The sequence below is a fragment of the Algibacter ulvanivorans genome (assembly GCF_048381495.1).
Taxonomy (GTDB): Bacteria; Bacteroidota; Bacteroidia; order Flavobacteriales; family Flavobacteriaceae; genus Algibacter_B; species Algibacter_B ulvanivorans.
Map to the genome: position 1 here is coordinate 251,936 of NZ_JBLWGD010000001.1, position 20,880 is coordinate 272,815.

General features: G+C 32.9%; 14 protein-coding genes. 11 read left to right on the forward strand and 3 right to left on the reverse strand.

Annotated elements, in window-relative coordinates; all coding sequences use genetic code 11:
- The first annotated feature begins 2 nt into the window (after nucleotides 1-2).
- The 7 genes from ACNG5D_RS01240 (at nucleotide 3) to ACNG5D_RS01270 (ending at nucleotide 10,421) form a co-directional block, all read left to right on the forward strand.
- Nucleotides 3-920: a tryptophan 2,3-dioxygenase family protein gene (locus ACNG5D_RS01240; protein ID WP_418181677.1), complete on the forward strand. Its 918-nt coding sequence runs from the start codon at nucleotides 3-5 to the stop codon at nucleotides 918-920.
- A complete protein-coding gene (locus ACNG5D_RS01245; RefSeq protein WP_418181678.1) occupies nucleotides 878-2,212 on the forward strand; it encodes a M23 family metallopeptidase in 1,335 nt (444 codons plus the stop codon). The genes ACNG5D_RS01240 and ACNG5D_RS01245 overlap by 43 nt, the downstream gene beginning before the upstream one ends.
- A gap of 3 nt (nucleotides 2,213-2,215) precedes the next feature.
- A complete protein-coding gene (gene pgi / locus ACNG5D_RS01250; protein WP_418181679.1) occupies nucleotides 2,216-3,835 on the forward strand; it encodes a glucose-6-phosphate isomerase in 1,620 nt (539 codons plus the stop codon).
- 159 nt (nucleotides 3,836-3,994) lie between these two features.
- Nucleotides 3,995-6,538 (forward strand): TonB-dependent receptor, encoded by a 2,544-nt coding sequence (locus tag ACNG5D_RS01255; protein ID WP_418181680.1) that lies wholly within the window; start codon nucleotides 3,995-3,997, stop codon nucleotides 6,536-6,538.
- A gap of 11 nt (nucleotides 6,539-6,549) precedes the next feature.
- Entirely contained in the window at nucleotides 6,550-8,220 is a 1,671-nt protein-coding gene (locus ACNG5D_RS01260; RefSeq protein WP_418181681.1) for a hypothetical protein, read from the forward strand.
- Nucleotides 8,221-8,291: 71 nt separating this feature from the next.
- Nucleotides 8,292-9,893 (forward strand): Ig-like domain-containing protein, encoded by a 1,602-nt coding sequence (locus tag ACNG5D_RS01265; protein WP_418181682.1) that lies wholly within the window; start codon nucleotides 8,292-8,294, stop codon nucleotides 9,891-9,893.
- Between the two features lie 87 nt (nucleotides 9,894-9,980).
- Nucleotides 9,981-10,421, forward strand: a complete 441-nt coding sequence (locus tag ACNG5D_RS01270; protein WP_418181683.1) for a hypothetical protein — start codon at nucleotides 9,981-9,983, stop codon at nucleotides 10,419-10,421.
- A gap of 82 nt (nucleotides 10,422-10,503) precedes the next feature.
- On the opposite strand, the gene ACNG5D_RS01275 is transcribed toward ACNG5D_RS01270, so the two are convergent.
- On the reverse strand, nucleotides 10,504-11,556 hold the full coding sequence (locus ACNG5D_RS01275) for an endonuclease/exonuclease/phosphatase family protein (protein WP_418181684.1): 1,053 nt from the start codon (nucleotides 11,554-11,556) through the stop codon (nucleotides 10,504-10,506).
- 132 nt (nucleotides 11,557-11,688) lie between these two features.
- Between ACNG5D_RS01275 and ACNG5D_RS01280 the strand changes: the two genes are divergently transcribed.
- The 3 genes from ACNG5D_RS01280 to ACNG5D_RS01290 all read left to right on the forward strand — a co-directional run bounded on the left by ACNG5D_RS01280 (nucleotide 11,689) and on the right by ACNG5D_RS01290 (nucleotide 16,484).
- A complete protein-coding gene (locus ACNG5D_RS01280) occupies nucleotides 11,689-14,490 on the forward strand; it encodes a TonB-dependent receptor (RefSeq protein WP_418181685.1) in 2,802 nt (933 codons plus the stop codon).
- A gap of 140 nt (nucleotides 14,491-14,630) precedes the next feature.
- The gene (locus tag ACNG5D_RS01285) at nucleotides 14,631-16,067 is read left to right on the forward strand and encodes a DUF5689 domain-containing protein (protein ID WP_418181686.1); all 1,437 of its coding nucleotides are present in this window, start codon (nucleotides 14,631-14,633) and stop codon (nucleotides 16,065-16,067) included.
- Between the two features lie 39 nt (nucleotides 16,068-16,106).
- Nucleotides 16,107-16,484 (forward strand): hypothetical protein, encoded by a 378-nt coding sequence (locus ACNG5D_RS01290; protein WP_418181687.1) that lies wholly within the window; start codon nucleotides 16,107-16,109, stop codon nucleotides 16,482-16,484.
- Here the strand turns inward: ACNG5D_RS01290 and ACNG5D_RS01295 are convergent, their stop codons facing one another.
- On the reverse strand, nucleotides 16,485-17,453 hold the full coding sequence (locus ACNG5D_RS01295; RefSeq protein WP_418181688.1) for an endonuclease/exonuclease/phosphatase family protein: 969 nt from the start codon (nucleotides 17,451-17,453) through the stop codon (nucleotides 16,485-16,487).
- A gap of 62 nt (nucleotides 17,454-17,515) precedes the next feature.
- Between ACNG5D_RS01295 and hflX the strand changes: the two genes are divergently transcribed.
- Complete coding sequence (hflX, locus tag ACNG5D_RS01300; protein WP_418181689.1) at nucleotides 17,516-18,733, forward strand: GTPase HflX; 1,218 nt, start codon at nucleotides 17,516-17,518, stop codon at nucleotides 18,731-18,733.
- A 24-nt stretch (nucleotides 18,734-18,757) separates the two neighbouring features.
- On the opposite strand, the gene ACNG5D_RS01305 is transcribed toward hflX, so the two are convergent.
- Nucleotides 18,758-20,815 (reverse strand): beta-N-acetylhexosaminidase, encoded by a 2,058-nt coding sequence (locus tag ACNG5D_RS01305; protein WP_418181690.1) that lies wholly within the window; start codon nucleotides 20,813-20,815, stop codon nucleotides 18,758-18,760.
- Nucleotides 20,816-20,880: the final 65 nt, after the last annotated feature.

The following is a 20,880-nucleotide window of genomic DNA, read 5'->3' on the forward strand; positions in this document are numbered from 1 at the left end:
TTTTGAGCGCTAATATAACCAATAAAATAAAAGAAAAATACGAAGCCATAGACCAAGATGCCAATGTGCATTTAGAGGGCTTATTGCATAGTAAACCCATTAACTATTGGGATTATATACAAACCGATGCGTTATTAAATTTGCAAGTACAACGTACTGTTTTTCCAGATGAGAATGTATTTATTATGTATCATCAGGTTAATGAGCTACTATTTAAAATGGTACTTTCTGAAATGGATCAGATAGCAAAGCATGAAAATATTGATACCAAAACGTTTACAACTAAAATAATGCGAATTAGTCGTTATTTCGATGTGTTAACATCGTCTTTTAGTATAATGAAAGATGGTATGGATGTAGACCAATATAATAAATTTAGAACCACATTAACGCCAGCAAGCGGTTTTCAAAGTGCGCAATACAGAAAAATTGAGTTTGCCTCGACAGAGCTTATAAACCTTATTGATAAGCGTTTTAGAGACACTATAGATAGAAATTCTACATACGAACATGCTTTCGAGCATTTGTATTGGCAAGCCGCAGGAAAAGATTATAAAACAGGTAAAAAAACGTACACGTTATCGGCTTTCGAGAAACGTTATAAAGATGAATTTATTAGATTTACTAAATTTTATCAAAACAATAATTTGTGGAGTAAATTTAAAACATTGCCTAAGGAAGATCAAGCTAATAAAGATTTAATAAAAGCCATGCGCCACTACGATTATACGGTTAATATTAAATGGGTTATGGCACATTATAATACGGCAAATCACTATTTAAATATTAATGGAGAAACGGCCGAAGCAACAGGAGGAAGTGAATGGGTAAAATATATGCACCCAAAATACCAAAAAAGAATATTTTTTCCAGATTTATGGACAGAGAAAGAAATAGAAACGTGGGGAACAGATGTTTAATATTAGCCTTATTAGCAATTAGCTTTTTAGGGTGTAAGGACGATGAGAAATCTGAAATTTTAAATGTAGTTGAAGTAGTTGAAGAGCCAGAAGAAGTTTTCGAATTTGGTTTTAAAGTTGACGATTATATAGTTAAAAGAGATACCATAAGACGTGGCGATAGCTTTGGTGAAATTTTAGAACGTAACCATGTTGGGTATCCAAAAATTTTTAACATTGCAGAAAAAGCTAAAGATACGTTTGATATTAGACGCCTACAAGTAGGTAAACCCTATACGCTTTTATGTGCTAAAGATTCTTTAGAAACACCAAAGTGTTTTATTTATCAGCCCAATTTAGAGGAGTACGTAGTTATTAATTTTCAAGACTCAATACATGCGTATACCAACAAAAAACCAATAACGTATATCGAAAAAACAGCAACAGGAGTTATAAACAGTAATATTTCTGAAACCTTAGAAGATCAAGGGCTAAGCCCTAGGTTAGCTTATAAAATGGCTGATGAAATTTATGCATGGACCATAGATTTTAGAAGGCTGCAAAAAGGCGATAGGTTTAAAGTTATTTATACCGATAAGTATATTGATGATACGATTTATACCGGAGTACACAATATAAAAGCAGCTTATTTCGAGCATAATAAAGAACCTTTTTATGCTTTCGAGTTTGTAACCGATTCAACAAAAGGCATTGTAGATTATTTTAACGAAGAAGCAAAAAATTTGCGTAGAGCCTTTTTAAAAGCACCAGTAAAATTTAGCAGAATATCATCCAGATATAATTTAAAACGCCGCATAGCAGTTTATGGATTTAAAGTTCGACCTCACAAAGGAACCGATTTTGCAGCACCCATAGGAACACCCATTATGGCAACAGCCAACGGTACAGTAACCGAGTCTAAACGAAGAGGTGGAAATGGAAATTATGTTAAAATAAGACATAATGCAACTTACGAAACCCAATACTTGCACATGAAAAAACGAAAAGCCAAAGTTGGCGATTTTGTTAAGCAAGGCGATGTAATTGGTTGGGTTGGAATGACAGGCAATACAGGAGGGCCACACGTATGTTATCGTTTCTGGAAAAACGGCAAACAAGTCGATCCTTTTAAGCAAAAACTTCCTGAAGCAAAACCAATTTCAGATTCATTAAAAGTAGAATATTTAAATTTTATAGAGCCAATAAAAACACAATTGGATAATATTCATTTCTTAGAAGATGTTTTTGAAGAACAAAATCAACCAGAACACATATTGAAACAAAACGAAAATCTTGTATCATTTAACAAATAATTCATGGCACTACCAAGCATAAACCCAACAACAACCAATTCGTGGAAAAAATTACAAGAACATTTTAAAACAGTAAAAGATGTTCAAATGAAAGATTTATTTGCAGAAGATAGTGAACGTGCAAATAAATTTACCATTAAATGGGACGATTTTTATGTAGATTTTTCAAAAAATAGAATTACCCAAGAAACCTTTAAATATCTATTAGAATTAGCAGACGATGTAAAATTGAAAGATGCGATTAATAGTCAGTTTTCAGGTGAAAAAATAAACCAAACCGAAGGAAGAGCGGTTTTACATACCGCATTAAGAGCGCCAAAACATGCCCAGTTTAAAGTTGATGGAACAGATGTAATTCCAGAAGTTTACCAAGTAAAAGAAAAAATAGAAAGCTTTACCAACCAGATTGTAAACGCAGAAAGAAAAGGTTATACCGAAAAAGCATTTACCGATGTTGTAAATATTGGTATTGGTGGTTCAGACTTAGGACCAGCTATGGTAGTAGACTCGCTACAGTACTATAAAAACCATTTAACCACGCATTTTGTAAGTAATGTAGATGGCGACCATGTAAACGAAGTCATTAAAAAATTAAACCCAGAAACCACATTATTTGTAGTTGTATCAAAAACCTTTACAACGCAAGAAACACTATCTAACGCCAATACATTAAAAGCATGGTTTTTAAAATCGGCGCCAGAAGAAGCTATAGCTAAACATTTTGTAGCCGTATCAACAAACATAGAAAAAGTAAGAGGTTTTGGTATAGATGAAAATAATATTTTTCCTATGTGGGACTGGGTTGGAGGCCGTTTTTCACTATGGAGTGCTGTTGGTTTAACCATTAGTTTAGCTGTTGGTTATAAAAATTTTAACAGCTTGCTGGCTGGTGCAAATAAAATGGACGAGCATTTTAAAAATGAAGATTTCGATAAAAATATACCAGTAGTTTTAGCGCTTATTAGCATTTGGTACAATAACTTTTTTGGAGCAGAAAGCGAGGCTATTATACCTTATTCTCAATACTTAAATCAGTTTGCAACCTATTTGCAGCAAGGTATAATGGAAAGTAACGGCAAAAGTGTTGATAGAAACGGAAACCCTATAGATTACCAAACCGGAACAATTATTTGGGGAGAGCCTGGAACAAATTCGCAACATGCCTTTTTTCAATTAATACATCAAGGCACAAAATTAATTCCTGCCGATTTTATTGGGTTTGCAAAGTCTCTACATGGCAACCAAGACCATCAAGATAAGTTAACGTCTAATTTTTTGGCACAAACCGAAGCTTTATTAAACGGCAAAACTAAGAACGAAGTTATTGCAGAAGGTACTACGGCGTCTATAACTCCTTTTAAAATATTTCAAGGTAATAAGCCTACAAATACTATTTATATCAATAAGTTATCACCAGAAAGCTTGGGAAAATTAATTGCTATGTACGAGCATAAAATATTTGTACAAGGTATTATCTGGAATATATTTAGTTATGATCAGTTTGGGGTAGAATTAGGCAAGCAATTAGCGTCTAAAATTTTACAAGAATTTAACAATAGCTCTAATAATGAACATGATTCTTCTACTAATAATTTATTGAATTATTATAAGAAAATGCTGTAAAAAAAGTAATTATTATTAGTTAAAACACTAAAAAGATGATAATATTAATTGTATTATCATCTTTTTTATGTTAGTAAATATTCTATTTGTTAATGGTTTGTTAATATTAGAACCTTTATATTACGTATTTTTGCACCGACTAATTTCAAACAATTAATTATGAAAAGAACGACACGTTTTTTAATGTTTACCGTAGCAATGCTGTTTTCAGTAGTTGTTATGGCGCAAAGTACAATTACAGGTACTATTGTTGAAGAAGGAAGTAATATTCCGCTTCCAGGAGCAAATGTAATTGAGAAAGGTACTTCTAATGGAGTAACTACAGATTTTGATGGTAACTTTACTATTAAAACAAAATCTTCTACAACAGAAGTGGTTATATCTTATATAGGGTATAATTCTAAAACTATTGCTGTAAATGGAGATAAAGATCTTGGAACTATATCTTTAGCTTCTAGTCAAGTAGGATTAGAAGAGGTTCAAATTATTGCATCGGTAGCTGTAGATAGAAAAACACCAGTTGCTGTATCTACAGTAAAATCAGCCGATATAGAGCTTAAGTTAGGAACACAAGAGTTTCCTGAAATTTTAAACTCTACACCAGGTGTTTATACAACAAAAACAGGTGGTGGTTATGGTGATGCTAGTGTAAGAATTAGAGGTTTTCAATCTGAAAACGTTGCGGTAATGATTAACGGTATTCCAGTAAATGATATGGAAAATGGGGCTGTTTATTGGTCTAACTGGGCAGGCTTAGCAGATGTTACTTCTTCAATGCAGGTACAAAGAGGTTTAGGTGCGGCAAAAGTAGCTGTGCCTTCTATAGGTGGTACTATTAACGTTATTACAAAAACTACTGATGTTGAAGCTGGAGGAAATGTTTTTACATCAATAGCAAATGATGGTTATAAAAAGTTTGGAGCCACTTATTCTACAGGTTTAAATGATAAAGGTTTTGCAGCAACAATATCTGCAGCTAAAACAGAAGGCGATGGTTATGTAGATGGTACAGAATTTACAGGAGTTTCATACTTCCTTAATCTTTCTAAAGAGATTAATGATTATCATAAATTAGCTTTTACAGTTTTTGGAGCAAAACAACAACATGGTCAAAGACAAAACAGACAATTAATTTCTTCTTACAGAAATTCAGAAAGAGGAAGAAAATTTAATGCAGATTGGGGTTACAAAAATGGACAAGTTACGTACCAAGAAGACAATTTCTATAATAAACCACAAATGTCTTTAAACCACCACTGGGATTTAGATGATGACACAAGTATCACTACTGTAGCATACGCTTCATTTGGTACTGGTGGCGGAGGAGGTACTGCTGGCGATGCTAGTAAGTTTACATTCGATTCTAAAGGTTATAGTGATTACAGAGTTGGTTTATACGGTCCAATTAATTTTGATAAAATAGCAGAAGAAAATATTGCAGCAGGTGATAGTGGTTCAGAAACTATTTTAAGAGCTTCTCGTAATGATCATAACTGGTATGGTATTTTATCTACACTAAAAACTAACTTAAATGATGATTTAGTATTATTAGCAGGTTTAGATTACAGAAATTATAAAGGTATACATTTCCAAGAAGTAACAGATTTATTAGGAGGTCAATACCATTTAGATGATAGTAACGTAAACAACCCTAATGCCATTACAAGAGTAGGTGATAAAAGAAGTTATTATAACGACGGTTTAGTAGGTTGGTTAGGTGCATTTGGCCAATTAGAATATGATGTAAATGAAAAATTAAACACATATTTATCGTTAGCAGTTTCAAACACATCATATAAAAGAGTTGATTACTTTAACTATTTAGATAGCGACCCATTACAAGAAACAGATCGTTATAACTTTATGGGCTTTAGCACAAAAGGTGGTGCTAACTACAGAATAGATAATAACCATAACGTATTTGCAAATATTGGTTATTTTGAAAAAGCAGCAAATTTTGATGCAGTATTCCAAAACTTTGATAATGAGCACATCAACGAAGATGCTGAAAACCAAAAAATTGTTAGTTTGGAGTTAGGTTACGGTTACCGTAGCGAAAAGCTATCAGGAAACGTAAACTTTTATAGAACGACCTGGAAAGATAGAACAGAAACAGTAAGTTTTCAACAACCAGATGGTACAAACGCTTTTGCTAACATTTTAGGTGTAAACGCAATTCACCAAGGTATTGAGTTAGACTTTATATATAAAGCTACCGATAAGTTAAAAATAAACGGTATGTTATCTTTAGGTGATTGGAGATGGGATAGCAACGTTACAGATGTAGATATTCTTAATGAAGATCAAGAAGTAGTTGAAACTGTAAACTTATTTATAGAAGATTTACACGTTGGTGATGCTGCTCAAACTACAATGGCTTTAGGTGCTAACTATAGCATTAACACTAAAACAAAATTAATAGTAGACTATACTTATTTTGGTGATATTTATGCTGAATTTGATCCAAGTGGGAGAAATAACCCAGGACCAGACGCTTACAAATTACCAAATTATGGGTTGTTTGATGCTATTGTAACGCATACATTTGATTTTGGACCATTTGAAACTACTTTAACAGGTAGAATGAATAACGTGCTTGATACAGAGTATTTCACAGATGCTTTTGATGGTACAGACGATACTGTTGTAGGTTACTACGGTTTTGGTAGAACTTTTAGTATTGGAGCGAAATTTAACTTTTAAAAAAACTCAAAATGAAAAAAATAGTATATTGTTTAGCTATCATAGGGGCAATCTTTACAGGTTGTAATCCTATGGATGATATAAATGACAAAATGGACTCTAAACCTATTGTAGGTAAAGATTTTATCCAAGGTGTACAAATGTATACATTCACTTCTGATGATTACGAAGCTTATGAAGGTCAGTTAGATTCGGTTGAATATTTTGCAAATCAAGATTTAGCTGATGTTGTAATTCCTGATTTCTTAGCAGATAAATACCCTGTTTTTGGAGAAGGGTCTTTAGTAAATGTTACCTATAATTTATTTGATGAAACTGCACCAGTAGTTATGACTGCTTCAGAAACTTTATCTTCTTTAAGTAACATAAATGGTTATTTAGATTCTGAATTTGAAACAGCTACAAATGGAACATTTGTAGAACTAACTCACAATGCAGCTTTATTATCATATACACTATCAGATGATGATATAGTAGAAATTGCAAATAGGTTAAGCTCTAAATATCCAGAACCAGCAAGTAGTGCATCAAGATTTGAAAACTTTGAAAGAAGATCATCTAGCAATAGTTATTGGTCAGACGATATGATTGTAGAAGGATTAAACGTACTATTAGCAGAAGATTATAACGCGGGTCAAGTTGTTGCCTTAACATTTGCAATTTATGATGGTGGTACAAATTTTTCTGAAACTTTTGTTGTTCAGCATAATGGCTATGGCTTCTTAAAATTAGATGTTGAAGCAAGTGCGTCTTCAGCTACTGAGTACACTTTAACAAGTGCGGATTATGATGATATTGCAGCAGCATTAGCAGCAGATTACCCTGGTCCAGCTGAAAACGTGGGTAGATTTGGTAGTTTTGATGTAAGATCAAGTAGTGATAATTACTGGAATAACGATATGCTTATTGAAGCATTTAATATTGTTTTACCAGCAGCTACAGAAGGAGATTTATATGCTGTAACGTATGCAATTTATGATGGTTCTACAGGTACGGCTACTCAAACTTTAAAGTATGAGTCTGGCGAATATGTGTCAGGAGAAACAGTTATAGAAATAACATCTACAGTTGCTAAAAATAATGGAGATTGGGAATTTCCTTATACATTCACAAGAGCAGATTATGATTCTTTCGGTTTCAGATTTCCTAACTTCAGTAGCAGTAATATTTACATTTTAGATATCTTTCTAGAAGATTTATTCCCGTTTGCTCAAGCAGGTAATGTTGCAATGGTACAATATAAGTTTTATAACGGAGATGAAACAGTTACAAAATATGGACATAGTAATTTTGATGGAGGTAAATGGAAGTTAACTCCAGACATTATTGAAACATCTTTCCAATACGGTTATGAAGACGGTGTTTGGGTGCCAGATAATACAATAGCTTACATGTTTTTAAGTGCCGATGTAGCTTTAGTAGAATCTTCTTTTATAGATATATATCCAGGACCTGCTGATAACGTTGGTTTCTTTGGAAGTTTCGATAGACGTAGTGATAGTAGTAATTATTGGACTGATGAAATGTTATTAGAGGTATTTAATGTTGTAATAGATAAATTAAACCCTAATGCAGAAGAAGGTCAAAAATATGCTATAACTATTGTAACTTATACAGGGTCTACAGTAAACGAAACACTTTATGTTATTAAAGAAGGTGGTGTTTGGGTATACCAAGAGTAATCAATATTATTAATAGTAATAAAAAAACCTCTCCAAACTGAGAGGTTTTTTTATCTTCAAAATACTTTTTTATGAAATATTTATATATATGCTTAGTTGTAATGCTATTTGCCTGTGGAGGAAGTGATGATGGGACAACCGTACAACCACCAATAGCAGCTAATGATACCGTAAGCACTATAGAAAACACAGCAATAACTATTAGTGTTTTAGATAATGATACACTTAAAAATAATGCCTCTTTAGATAGTTTTGATAACAGGTCTGTAAATAACGGTACTATTGTTGAAGCTTCTAATAAATTAATATACACTCCCGCATCTAATTTTATAGGTACCGATACCTTTACGTATACAATTTGTGATGGCTTAAGTACTCCAAATTGTGCAACAGCCACAGTAACTGTAACAGTAACAGATTTGGGAGATCCTGTTGCTGTAAATGATGCCATACAAGTTACCGAAAACACAACAACAAATATCACAACACTTTTAGATAATGATAACTTGGCAGATGGTGCAACGTTAACATCTGTCGATGATACTTCAACCAACGGAACAGTAGTTTTAAATGCTAACGGAACAGTTACTTATACAGCTACAAATGGTTTTTCGGGTGATGATACTTTTACATATTCAATTTGTGATAGCGATCCAACACCAACATGTTCAACCGCAACGGTAACAATAACTGTAGAAGATGAAGGAGTGCCTGTTGCTGTAAACGATGAAGTTTCAGTATTAAGCAATCAAGAAAGTTCTATCGCAAGTATTTTAAATAATGATGATTTAACTGATGATGCTACTATTTCTTCAATAAATAATGCAACTACTCAGGGTAATGTTGTACTAAATAATGATGGTACAGTAACCTATACGCCACCAACAGATTTTACAGGACAAGATTCGTTCACTTATACCATTTGTGATGACGATATACCAACACCATCTTGCTCTACAGCAACAGTAACCATTAATGTTGTAGTTTCTGTAGCTTTTAATATTCCGTCAAACCTTCAAGATTATTACAAAGATGTTCTTTTTGTTGAAGACACAAATATTATGTTTGATGAGTTAGAAGAAGTAACTCAAATTAAACACACAACCATACTATCTTACGGTCAAAGACATCAATACCTTTACAATGCTGATGCCGATTTAAGTAATTCAGATAATGTTATTTTAATGTATACAGGAGAGAGCCGTTATTGGGAAGAGTATACCTCTGGAACAAATTCTTATTCACCGCAAACTTTTAATACAGAACATATTTATCCGCAATCTAGGCTAGAAGCAGAAGATGCCGTAACAGATTTACATCATTTAAGAACTTGTGATGATGCTATTAATAGTGATAGAAGTAACCACCCTTTTGTTGATGGTAGTGGTACTTATAAGAAAACAGGAGATACATGGTTTCCTGGAGATGAGTGGAAAGGTGATGTAGCGCGTATGGTTTTATATTTAAATATAAGATATGGAGAAACGTTTAATAAAGTGGGTTCTTTAGAGTTATTTTTAAAGTGGAATAGAGAAGATCCAGTTTCTGCTTTCGAAGAGCAAAGAAATAATATAATATATGCCGCTCAAGGTAACAGAAACCCATTTATAGATAATGCTTATTTAGCCACCTTAATTTGGGGAGGCGATGCTGCAGAAAATAAATGGAACTAAACATTTTTTAAAACCGCTTTGTAACAAAGCGGTTTTTTTATGCTTTTAATTATTACATTTGCTTTTAAGAAATAAATAAATATAATCATGTACGACGTTGTAAAAACTCTCCACTCTTATTGGGCATATTTAGTGCTTATAATTTTAATAATTGCTGCTGCAAATGCCATTATTAAAACCATAGGTGATAAAGAATATGAAGCTAATGATTTTAGAAAATCTTTGTTTACACTTATAGTATCGCACATTCAATTATTAATAGGGATAGTGTTATATTTTGTATCGCCAAGATTGCAGCTTTTTAGCGAATCTGGAATGGGAGAGATTATGAAAGATGCCGTAAATAGATTGTATTTAGTAGAGCATCCGTTAGTAAATATTATTGCAGTTGCATTAATTACTATTGGTTACTCAAAACACAAAAAGAAACTAACCTCTAAAGCTAAGTTAAAAACTATAGCTATTTTTTATACTATGGCTTTAGTATTGTTTTTATCTAGAATCCCTTGGAGTGCATGGATTGGATAAAATAAAGTATAGAACATTAAATTTTAAGCCTCGTTAAGTTTTAAAACTTAACGAGGCTTTTATTTAGCCGTTTACTGTGTTGTTATTTTGAAACTTCCTTTATCAAGTACATATAAACAGGAAAATGGTCGCTATAACCATTACTAAATTCTCCATTGGACCAACTTCTAAAGGGATAATCTTTGTAAGCCCCCGTTTTGTTTATTAAAAAACGTTTGTTAAATATACCTGCTTTATAAAACTTAAAGGACGAATAGTCTTTTTCTATAAATGGTTTAGTAACCATTATTTGGTCAAATAAACTCCATGAATCTCTGTAGGCTGTGGTGCCTAATCCATTTTTATAAAGCTTCATAAACGGATTATAAATACCTTTAAAGCCTACTTTTCTTTTTTCCTTTTTAGTATTTAAAACAGTTTTTATACTAGTATTATTAGGGTTGTCATTTAAATCGCCCATAATAATTACCTTGGCATAGGGGTTAATAACCTGTAATGAGTCAACAATACGTTTAGTTAGTTTTGCAGCAGCAATACGTTTTGGTCGACTTCTTTTTTCTCCACCTCGTCTAGAGGGCCAATGGTTAATAATTACATGTATTAAATCATCTTCAAGTTTACCACTAACCAATAATTGATCTCTAGTGTATATTCTTTTTTGGTTTAAATCGTCGTAAAGTTTTAAACTATGTGTACTAGAAGATATGGGTGTAAATAAATTTTTTTGGTAAAGTAAAGCCACATCAATCCCTCTAGCGTCTGGCGAGTTATAATGTACAATACCATAATCTTTTTTAAGTAATAAGGTGTCGTTTACGAGGGTTTCTAAAACGGCTTTATTTTCAACCTCGCAAACTCCTATAAGGGCGGGAGTATTATTTGTAACATCATTACCAATTTTAGAAATTACACGAGCCATATTACTTATTTTCTTATAATAAGATGCTTCACGATTAGTTTTAAGCTCCATTATTGGGCTATACTCATCAAGTTTAGTAGGGTCGTTAATAGTGTCAAATAAATTTTCTAGATTATAGAAGGCAACCGTGTGTATTTTAAATGTTTTGTTTTGAGCACTTAAACTAACACAAATACTAAGAAATAAAATGTAAATACTAAAATTAAAGAGTTTCATTGCGTTATCTATAGAAATTAACTATTACTGTAGTACAAAACCTAAGCCAAAGTTAAGTGTTTATTGTAAATGTTGTAAATTTTAGCGTATAAAACGTTACATTTAGGTATTATTTGTGTTCTAAAGATAATTATGAATAAAGCAACCCTCATTCTTTTATTCGGTTTTTTTTCAATCGTTATTAATGCTCAAAAAACCTTAATAAAAGGAAGTGTTATAGATGCATATGCTTTTAAGCCCATTGAAGGGGTTTTGGTAAGTGTAGAATCTACTAATTTACTTCAGCTTACAAATGGTTTAGGAGTGTTTGTTTTTAATGAGTCTATTCCTTTAGGCGAGCAAATTCTAGTAATTTCTAAAACAGGGTTTATTACCAAGCGATACCCAATAATTGTTAATGAAGGCGAAACGGTTAATATTACAGATATGATTTTAGAGAGAAACACCTCTCAAACAACCGATTTGTTTACTATAACCTTATCTGATGATGAGTTGAATGACGATGTAAGTGGTGCCGATAATATTTCTGGCTTATTAGCATCTTCGTTAGATGTGTTTCAACGTACAGCAGCTTTCGAGTTTAGTTCTTCTTTTTTTAGAGTTCGCGGTTTAGATTCTAAAAATAGTTCTATACTTATTAACGGTATAGAAATGAATAAAACGTATAATGGTAGGCCACAATGGAGCAATTGGGGAGGTATAAACGATGTATTACGTAATCAAGAACTAACTTGGGGCTTAACGCCGTCAAACTATAATTTTGGTGGAGTTTTGGGTACAACAAATATTAATGTGCGTGCATCGAAGGCTAGACCAGGAAGCCGATTAACATATTCTTCATCTAACAGAAGTTATACCAATAGATTAATGGCAACCCATGCTTCTGGTTTATTAAAAAATAACTGGGCATATACCGTTTCTGTAGGCAGGCGTTGGGGAAACGAAGGTTATCAAGACGCAACGAGTTATAGTTCTAATTCTTTTTTTACTTCTGTAGAAAAGAAAATAAATAATAACCATAGCCTTAATTTAACAGCTATATACACTCCAAACCGACGCGGAAAGTCGTCTCCTAACACGCAAGAAGTATACGATTTAAAAGGAATTAAATACAATGAGTACTGGGGTTGGCAAAATGGTAAAAAACGTAATTCTAGAATTAAAGAGGTTAATGAGCCTATAATTATGCTAAATCATTACTGGGATTTAAATAGTAAAACTAAAATTAATACAAATATTGCTTATCAATTTGGTAAAATAGCTAACAGTCGTTTAGATTATAATGGCACCAATTTGGTTAATGGTTTTCCACAGGGTGGTGGTGCAAACCCAAGTCCAACTTATTACCAAAAACTACCTAGTTATGCTGTGCGAAATTTTCCAGACAATTTAGGTGTTGCCTATCAAGCATTACAAAGCTTTAAAAATGATGGACAAATAGATTGGAATGCTATGTATATTGCCAATATTGGAAATGCTCAAGAAGGAAAAAATGCAATTTATGCATTATATGAAGATAGGGTGGACGATACCCAAGTAACAGCAAACTCTATGGTAACTAAAGAGATAAACGATAATATAATAGTTAATGCAGGAATACATTTTAAAACCTTAAAATCTGAAAATTTTGCCCAAGTTTTAGATTTGTTAGGCGCAACTACTTATTTAGATGTTGATGGTTTTGCTACAGAAATAAACGAAGCTCAAAATAATTTATTAAAACCAAACAGACTAGTTACAGAAGGCGATAAATTTAAATATCATTATCATCTTTTTGCTAACCAAATTGGAGCTTACATTCATGGGCAATTTACTTATAACAAAATAGATTTTTTTATATCTGGTAGTGTTAAAAATACAAATTACCAACGAGAAGGTGTTTTTCAAAATGGCGGCTTTCCCGATAACTCTTTAGGAAAAGGAGATCGGTTTAGTTTTACAGGTTTTGGCACAAAAGCAGGCTTTACATATAAGCTAACAGGAAAGCATATTTTTAATTTTAATAGTGGTTATATATCAAGAGCACCCACGATACAAAACACATATTCAAACTCTAGAGAAAACCATAATACGGTACCTAATATTTCGAATGAAAAAGTAGTATCGGTTGATGGAAGTTACATATTTAGATCGCCTATTATAAAAGCAAAACTAACGGGTTATTACACTAAAATTACGAATGCTAGCGAAATATCGTTCTTTTTTGCCGATGGTATTGGTGGCGATAATACAGCCTTTGTACAAGAAATTTTGCAAGGTATAGATAAAAAACATTTAGGTGTCGAATTGGGTGTAGAAGCACAAGTTACACCAAGTATTAAGCTAAAAGGCGCTGCTGCGGTTGGGCAATTTACATACAATAACAACCCTAATTTGTATTTATCGACAGAGCCAGATGCCGAGGCAGAGGAAGCTGGGTTTGTAAATGGTTTTAAAGCCTTTGGGCAATCTAAATTAAAGGGTTATAAACTGGCTTCTGGGCCTCAAAATGCAATTTCGGTTGGGTTTGAGTATCGAGACCCCGATTTTTGGTGGTTTGGTGCTACAGCAAATTTTTTTCAAAATACTTATATAGATGTAAGCCCTTTAACAAGATCGTTAAATTTTAATACCGATTTTGATGGTAATGTATTTAATGATTATGATGAAGATTTGGCTAGAGTTTTGTTAAAACAAGAACGTTTTAATGATTATATGTCGATAAATTTAGTAGGTGGAAAATCGTGGAAAATAGGAAAGTATTACATTGGCCTTTTTGCAAGTATAAACAATCTTTTAGATGAAGTTTATAAAACTGGAGGTTTCGAGCAAGGCAGAAATGCTAATTATAGAGAATTAAGAGACGATAAGGCTTTACAAACACCTGTTTTTGGTGCTAAATATTGGTATGGTAGAGGCGCTACCTATTTTTTAAATTTAAACCTTAGATTTTAATAAAAACAGATATGTTAAAATACGTTAAGAGGTGCGTTAGGGATAGTAGTGGCATCCTTTTTTGCCATTAAAAGCAAAAAAGATATAACGAATAGCCCGACCCTTGTGGTAACGCCAAAAATATATTAAAAATAAGAGTTATGAATAGAGTTTTAATTTTTTTAAATGTGTTGCTTGTTGGAATATGTTTTGTGTCGTGTGTGAAAGACGATGATTATAGTACGCCAGATATTTCGTTTGAAGAACCTAATATTCCGCAAGAGCAAATAACTACTTTTAAAGCTATAAAATCGCTTTACGAACAAGCTGTAAACAACGGAAATACTACAGTTATAATTAATAACGAACCCGATTTGTATATTGAAGGTTATGTGGTATCTACAGACCAATCTGGCAATTTTTTTGAAGAGCTAATTATTCAGAATAAAACAAACGCAAGTGGCACAGATAGCGACCCAAGACTTGGTTTTAAAGTAGATGTTAATGTTAGTAATTTGTCTGATACCTATAGGTTTGGGCAAAAGGTATATGTGAAAATGAATGGTTTAACCGTTGGAGAAACTAGTGGTGTTATTACTATTGGTAAGGGTAATGCAGTACAGGTAGAGCAAATACAACCTTTTGAATATAAGGATATTGTAATAAGAAGTAACGAAGTGGTTGAAATACAACCTAAAATATGTGGTTTGGCAGATTTAACAGCTTTAGATTTGAATACCTTAATTAAATTAGAAAACATGCAGTTAAATAGGTTTGAATTAGGAGCTACTTTTGCAAGCGAATCTTTTGATGAGTTTGATGGCTTACGATTGTTAGAAAGTTGTAACTCTGGTATACAAATGATAATGCAAACTAGTACATTTTCAGATTTTAAAACATTAATTGTTCCGCAAGGTCAAGGTAGTGTTACAGGTGTTTTTAGTCGCGATTTTAGAGACAATTTTAATGTGATGGTTGTTAATAATTCTACAGATGTAAATTTTAATAACGAAACCCGTTGCGACCCTTTAGAGTTAACTTGCGGTATAGCAGCATCGGTTGGTACTGTTAATATGCTATATGAAGATTTTGAGTCTCAAAAAAACAATAAGCCTATTGAAATTGAAGGCTGGACTAATTATATAGAAGCAGGAACAGAGGCTTGGGAAGGGTATTCGTCTACATCATCAAATGCATCATTAGGACGTTCGGCTAGATTTCAGTCGTCTAGTTCTGGCGATGTTAGTAACATTGGTTGGTTAATAACACCAGCCATAAATTTAGATACTCAAAACGGAGAAACCTTACACTTTAAAACATCTAATAGTTTGGCAGATAGTAGTTATATGGAAGTTCTGTACTCGCTAGATTGGGATGGTAATGAAGCTAACATAACAGCTTCTACTTGGGGTGTACTATCGGCAGCTTATGTAGTGAAAGATTCCGATTCGTTTTCAGAATGGTTTAGTTCTGGTAATGTAGATTTATCTTGTATTTCAGGAACCATTTATATTGCGTTTAAATATACTGGAGGTGGTCAAGCTGCTTTTGATGGTATTTACGAATTGGATGAGATTAGTGTAGATTATGCGGAATAGTAAAACAATAGTTTTACCTTTGGTGTTTTAAATAATTACATGACTACATTTAACGCCCTTTTCTTTCACTTTTTTCAGCACTATAAAGCTAAAAAAAGCAAAAATGCCAATAGTATAGCTACATTTTATATTACGTTTTTGCAATGCAGTATTCTTTTACTTTTAGGTGTGTTTTTTGCGGGATTTTTTAGGCAAATGCACGTGTCTACCATGTCGGCACCAAAGGCGTGGACTTTATTTGGCTTAGTTACCGTGTTTCTTTATTTTAAAAACTGGATGCAGTATGGTGGCAGAAAACGAAAAGTATTAAATGCTAAAATGCTTAAAAAGAAAAAACTGGCGTATAGTATTTGGTTGCTTTGGTTAATTCCTTTGGCTATTTTAGGGTTAACTTTTGTTTTGTTTCAGGCCGTATAATTACTTTTTTAAAATCATATAAACCGGAAAGTGGTCGCTGTAGCCACCTTTATATTTTTTACCAACATAGGTTCTAAAAGGGGAGCCTTTAAATGGACCTTTAAAAAGTTTTAAAAAAGCTTCATCAAAAATATTGGCCTTATAGTATTCGTAATTGCTTTTCGAACTTTTAAAATAGTTGGTAGATAGTAATATTTGATCAAACAAAAACCATTGTCTTTTATGTTTTACTGTACCTCGTGTAAAAGAGCGTAGCGTTTCCATAGGGTTAAATAAGCCATAATCATCAACCAAACGTTTTAGGCTAGTATTTTGTGGAGAGTCGTTAAAATCGCCCATAACAATAATTTTAGCATTGTTATCTTGTTGTTTCAAATGCGTAATTATATCGCTAACTTTTTGTGAAGAAGCCAAACGTTTAAACTCGGTTTCTTTTTGTCCTTCACGCCTAGAAGACCAATGGTTTACAATAACATGCACGTTTTCGCCATCTAAAACTCCAGAAACTAATAAAACATCTCGTGTATAATCGGCAGAGCCATCATCGTCAACAAGTGGAATGGCAAATGCTTCAGAATTTAAAACGATAAAGCTTGTAGCATCGTAAATTAAAGCCACATCTATTCCGCGTTCGTCAGGAGAATCAAAATGCACAAAATTATAGTTGCAATGTTCTAAATGTTTTGATGCTATTAAATCTTTAATAACAGTATCGTTTTCAATTTCGGCTAGACCAACAAGAGCAGGGTGTTTGCCAGTTTCACGACGACCAATATTAGAAATGGCATAGCCAATTTTTCTAAGTTTATTTTGGTAACGTTTAGGGGTCCAGTTTTTAACAGATCCTGGTAAAAAATCGTTATCGTTAGTAGCTTTGTTATTATGTAAATCGAATAAATTTTCAACATTATAAAAAGCTATGGTTTGCATGTTGTTGCGAACGGGAATATCTTCAAAAGGTTCTATCATGCACCAAAAATAGGTTTAAAAATATAAAGATAAAAATGCGTACAATTATGTAACTTTGTAGCATGATAGAAAAGAAAGATGTAAGCCTAGAAAGAGCTGTTTTAATAGGCATAGTTACTAAAGACCAAGACGAAGCTAAGCTTAAGGAGTATTTAGATGAGTTAGAGTTTTTAACCTTCACCGCAGGGGGTTACGCCGTAAAACGATTTACGCAAAAAATGGATATGCCTAATCCTAAAACTTTTATTGGTTCTGGTAAAATGGAAGATGTTCGCCAATTTATTGAAGATAATAATATTGGCACGGCTATTTTTGATGATGAGTTGTCTGCAGCGCAAGAGCGTAATATTAGCAAAATACTTAATGTAAAAGTTTTAGATAGAACCAATTTAATTCTTGACATTTTTGCACAACGCGCCCAAACTAGTTATGCAAGAACGCAAGTAGAATTGGCACAATGCGAATATTTATTACCACGATTAAGAGGTATGTGGACACATCTTGAACGCCAAAAAGGAGGAATAGGTATGCGCGGGCCTGGTGAAACCGAAATTGAAACTGATAGACGTATTGTACGCGATAAAATATCGTTATTAAAGCAACGTATAAAAACCATAGATAAACAAATGGCGGTGCAGCGCGGTAACCGTGGTAAAATGGTTCGTGTAGCGCTTGTAGGTTATACTAATGTTGGAAAATCTACGCTTATGAATGTGGTAAGTAAAAGCGAAGTATTTGCCGAAAACAAATTATTTGCAACGCTAGATACTACGGTTAGAAAAGTAGTTATACAAAACCTACCATTTTTATTAAGCGATACTGTTGGGTTTATACGTAAGTTACCAACGCAATTGGTAGATAGTTTTAAAAGTACACTTGATGAGGTTCGCGAAGCCGATTTACTATTGCATGTTGTTGATATTTCGCACCCAAATTTTGAAGAGCATATCGCATCTGTAGAGAAAATTTTAGGTGAAATTGAAAGCGGAGACAAGCCAACTATAATGGTGTTTAATAAAATTGATGCTTATGAAGCCGAACCACTAGATGAAGACGATTTAGAAACCCAACGTACTGCAAAACATTACTCGTTAGACGAATGGAAAAGCACTTGGATGAGTAAAGTTGGTAACAACGCTTTATTTATTTCGGCATTAAACAAAAGTAATTTGGAAGATTTTAAAAAGCGTGTTTACGATGAGGTTCGCGAAATTCATGTAACTCGTTTTCCTTACAACCACTTTTTATATCCAGATTATAATTACGAGGATATGGAATAGTATTATATTTTTAATACTATGGTTTTATTTAGGTTCAATAACACTAAAAGGTTTATAAGGATTTAGGTTAAAGGTAAAGTTTCCATAAGAATTAACGCCATTTATACCCTTAACTGTTGCCCTAACTGTATATTTTGCTGTTGGTTTATAAGAATTAACTTTTAAAGTGTAAAAAAATGTTTTCTTTTTGTGTGTTCCTCTAAAAGTATTGGCTAGACCAATATGCTCATCAATTGAAATTACTTTGGAGTTTTCGAGTAATTCTACTTTTTTAATTTGCATAAAATGATCTCCTTTGGTGTAAAAAAATGCTGTATTTATGCGTCCGTTAGCATATACTTTTTTTGTAACATCCCATTCAAGGTTTTTGTAGGTTGTAGATAATTTATCTGGGCTCCAATGCCCAGTAATGTATCCGCCATCTTTGTAATAATCAATTTTTAATTCGTCTAAGCGTGCATAGTGCGATTTTAGTCTGTTTTTAAAATCATTGTAATCTCTACCTTCTTTTTGTATCCAACCAATTTCGGCTACAGCAAGAAGTCGAGGAAAATTTTGAACATTAATATCTTTAACCTCTTGAGGTATTGCTGGCCACATATTTGCTTGCACCCCTAAAACATAATGTTTGTTAGTTTCGTTTAATCCTTTGGTGGGTTCGTATTGGTATATTTTTTCTAACGAATTAATATGGATGTATGCCAAATCGGACATTGTACCATCGTTTCTATTGGCTTGCGTTATATCTAGGTATAAATAGCCAGCAGGCGAAGCAACGGTATAAAAGCCATTTTCGGCTGCTTCAGTAATAGCATGTTCTCCTAACCAAGACATAATAGTAGCTCCTTTTATTGGTTTGTGGTCGCCTTCTAAAATATCGTTCCAGCCTATTGGTTTTCTACCTTTTGATTTGATAATGTCGCAAACTTTAGCAACAAAATAAGATTGTAAATCTTTACTGGATTTTAAACCTTGTTTTTTAATGAATTGTTGAATATGCGGAGCATTATCCCAGACACTAAATTTTACCTCGTCGCCACCAAAATGAATATATTCTGAAGGAAAAATAGATGTTACTTCTTCAAACACGGTATCTAGAAAATTGTATACTTTTTTGTTTGTTGGGTCGAAAGTATTTGGAGTACGCTGGTTACCCCAATATTCCCATGAAGCTAAAAACGGAAAAACATAATTGGGTTCTGTTTTTTGGTTTACACTTAACTCGGGATAAGCAATTAATGCTGGCCAAGAGTGTCCTGGTAAATCTATTTCGGGTACAATAGTTATGTTTCTTTCTGCAGCATATTTAACTAAATCTTTTAATTGTTCTTGGGTGTAGTATCCGCTTCTTTCTGCGGGTTCGTTATGGCTATCATGAAATATAGTTGTTTGTGGTGTTGTTAATTTCGGGAAGTTTTTAATTTCAATTCGCCATCCTTGATCGTCGGTAAGATGAAAATGAAAAACATTCATTTTATATAACGCCATAACATCTAGATATTTTTTAATAACGTTAACGCTATAAAATGTACGACTTACATCTTTCATGTAACCTCTCCACGAAAAGCGAGGTTTATCTTTAATTGAAACGCACGGTACTATCCATTCTACATTTTTAACAGCCGAGGCACTTTGTATTGCGCTAGGCAACATTTGTAAAATGGTTTGTGTGCCATAAAAAAGCCCAGCAGATTTGTAGGCTTCTATTGTAATTTTATTTTGAGAAACATCAAGTTTATACCCTTCTGGGCCAAGTTCTTTTAGAGTTTCGTTTAAAACAAAGTTAATATTCTCTTTTTTTGGTTTTGCCTTTAAGTTAAAACCGCTAGCTTGGTTAATGCTGGTAATAAAAAGGTTTACAATCGATGCTACTTTAGGGGTATGTGTAGAAATGCTTATTCCAGTATTTTTAGTAATTTTAAAAACACCTTTTTTAGATGTTAACACGTTTGGTTTTGGAATAATATTTACTTTTAAACTACTATTTGCATATTTGTTTTTTGAATTTTTACAAGATGTTAATACAATAGAAAGACATAGTAGAATTCCTAACAGGTAATAACGCTTTATGTTTTTATTCATTTTTAGTAGGTTTGTTTAATGCTTTGGTGTATGATTCTGTTGCGAGGTTTAGTAGGTAATTAAGC

Coding starts and splice junctions, on each gene's coding strand:
- ACNG5D_RS01260 (WP_418181681.1), top strand. CDS start 6,550: ATGAAAAAAATAGTATATTGTTTAGCTATCATAGGGGCAATCTTTACA.
- ACNG5D_RS01280 (WP_418181685.1), top strand. CDS start 11,689: ATGAATAAAGCAACCCTCATTCTTTTATTCGGTTTTTTTTCAATCGTT.
- ACNG5D_RS01245 (WP_418181678.1), top strand. CDS start 878: ATGGACAGAGAAAGAAATAGAAACGTGGGGAACAGATGTTTAATATTA.
- ACNG5D_RS01270 (WP_418181683.1), top strand. CDS start 9,981: ATGTACGACGTTGTAAAAACTCTCCACTCTTATTGGGCATATTTAGTG.
- ACNG5D_RS01275 (WP_418181684.1), bottom strand. CDS start 11,556: ATGAAACTCTTTAATTTTAGTATTTACATTTTATTTCTTAGTATTTGT.
- ACNG5D_RS01265 (WP_418181682.1), top strand. CDS start 8,292: ATGAAATATTTATATATATGCTTAGTTGTAATGCTATTTGCCTGTGGA.
- pgi (WP_418181679.1), top strand. CDS start 2,216: ATGGCACTACCAAGCATAAACCCAACAACAACCAATTCGTGGAAAAAA.
- ACNG5D_RS01295 (WP_418181688.1), bottom strand. CDS start 17,453: ATGATAGAACCTTTTGAAGATATTCCCGTTCGCAACAACATGCAAACC.
- hflX (WP_418181689.1), top strand. CDS start 17,516: ATGATAGAAAAGAAAGATGTAAGCCTAGAAAGAGCTGTTTTAATAGGC.
- ACNG5D_RS01290 (WP_418181687.1), top strand. CDS start 16,107: ATGACTACATTTAACGCCCTTTTCTTTCACTTTTTTCAGCACTATAAA.
- ACNG5D_RS01255 (WP_418181680.1), top strand. CDS start 3,995: ATGAAAAGAACGACACGTTTTTTAATGTTTACCGTAGCAATGCTGTTT.
- ACNG5D_RS01305 (WP_418181690.1), bottom strand. CDS start 20,815: ATGAATAAAAACATAAAGCGTTATTACCTGTTAGGAATTCTACTATGT.
- ACNG5D_RS01285 (WP_418181686.1), top strand. CDS start 14,631: ATGAATAGAGTTTTAATTTTTTTAAATGTGTTGCTTGTTGGAATATGT.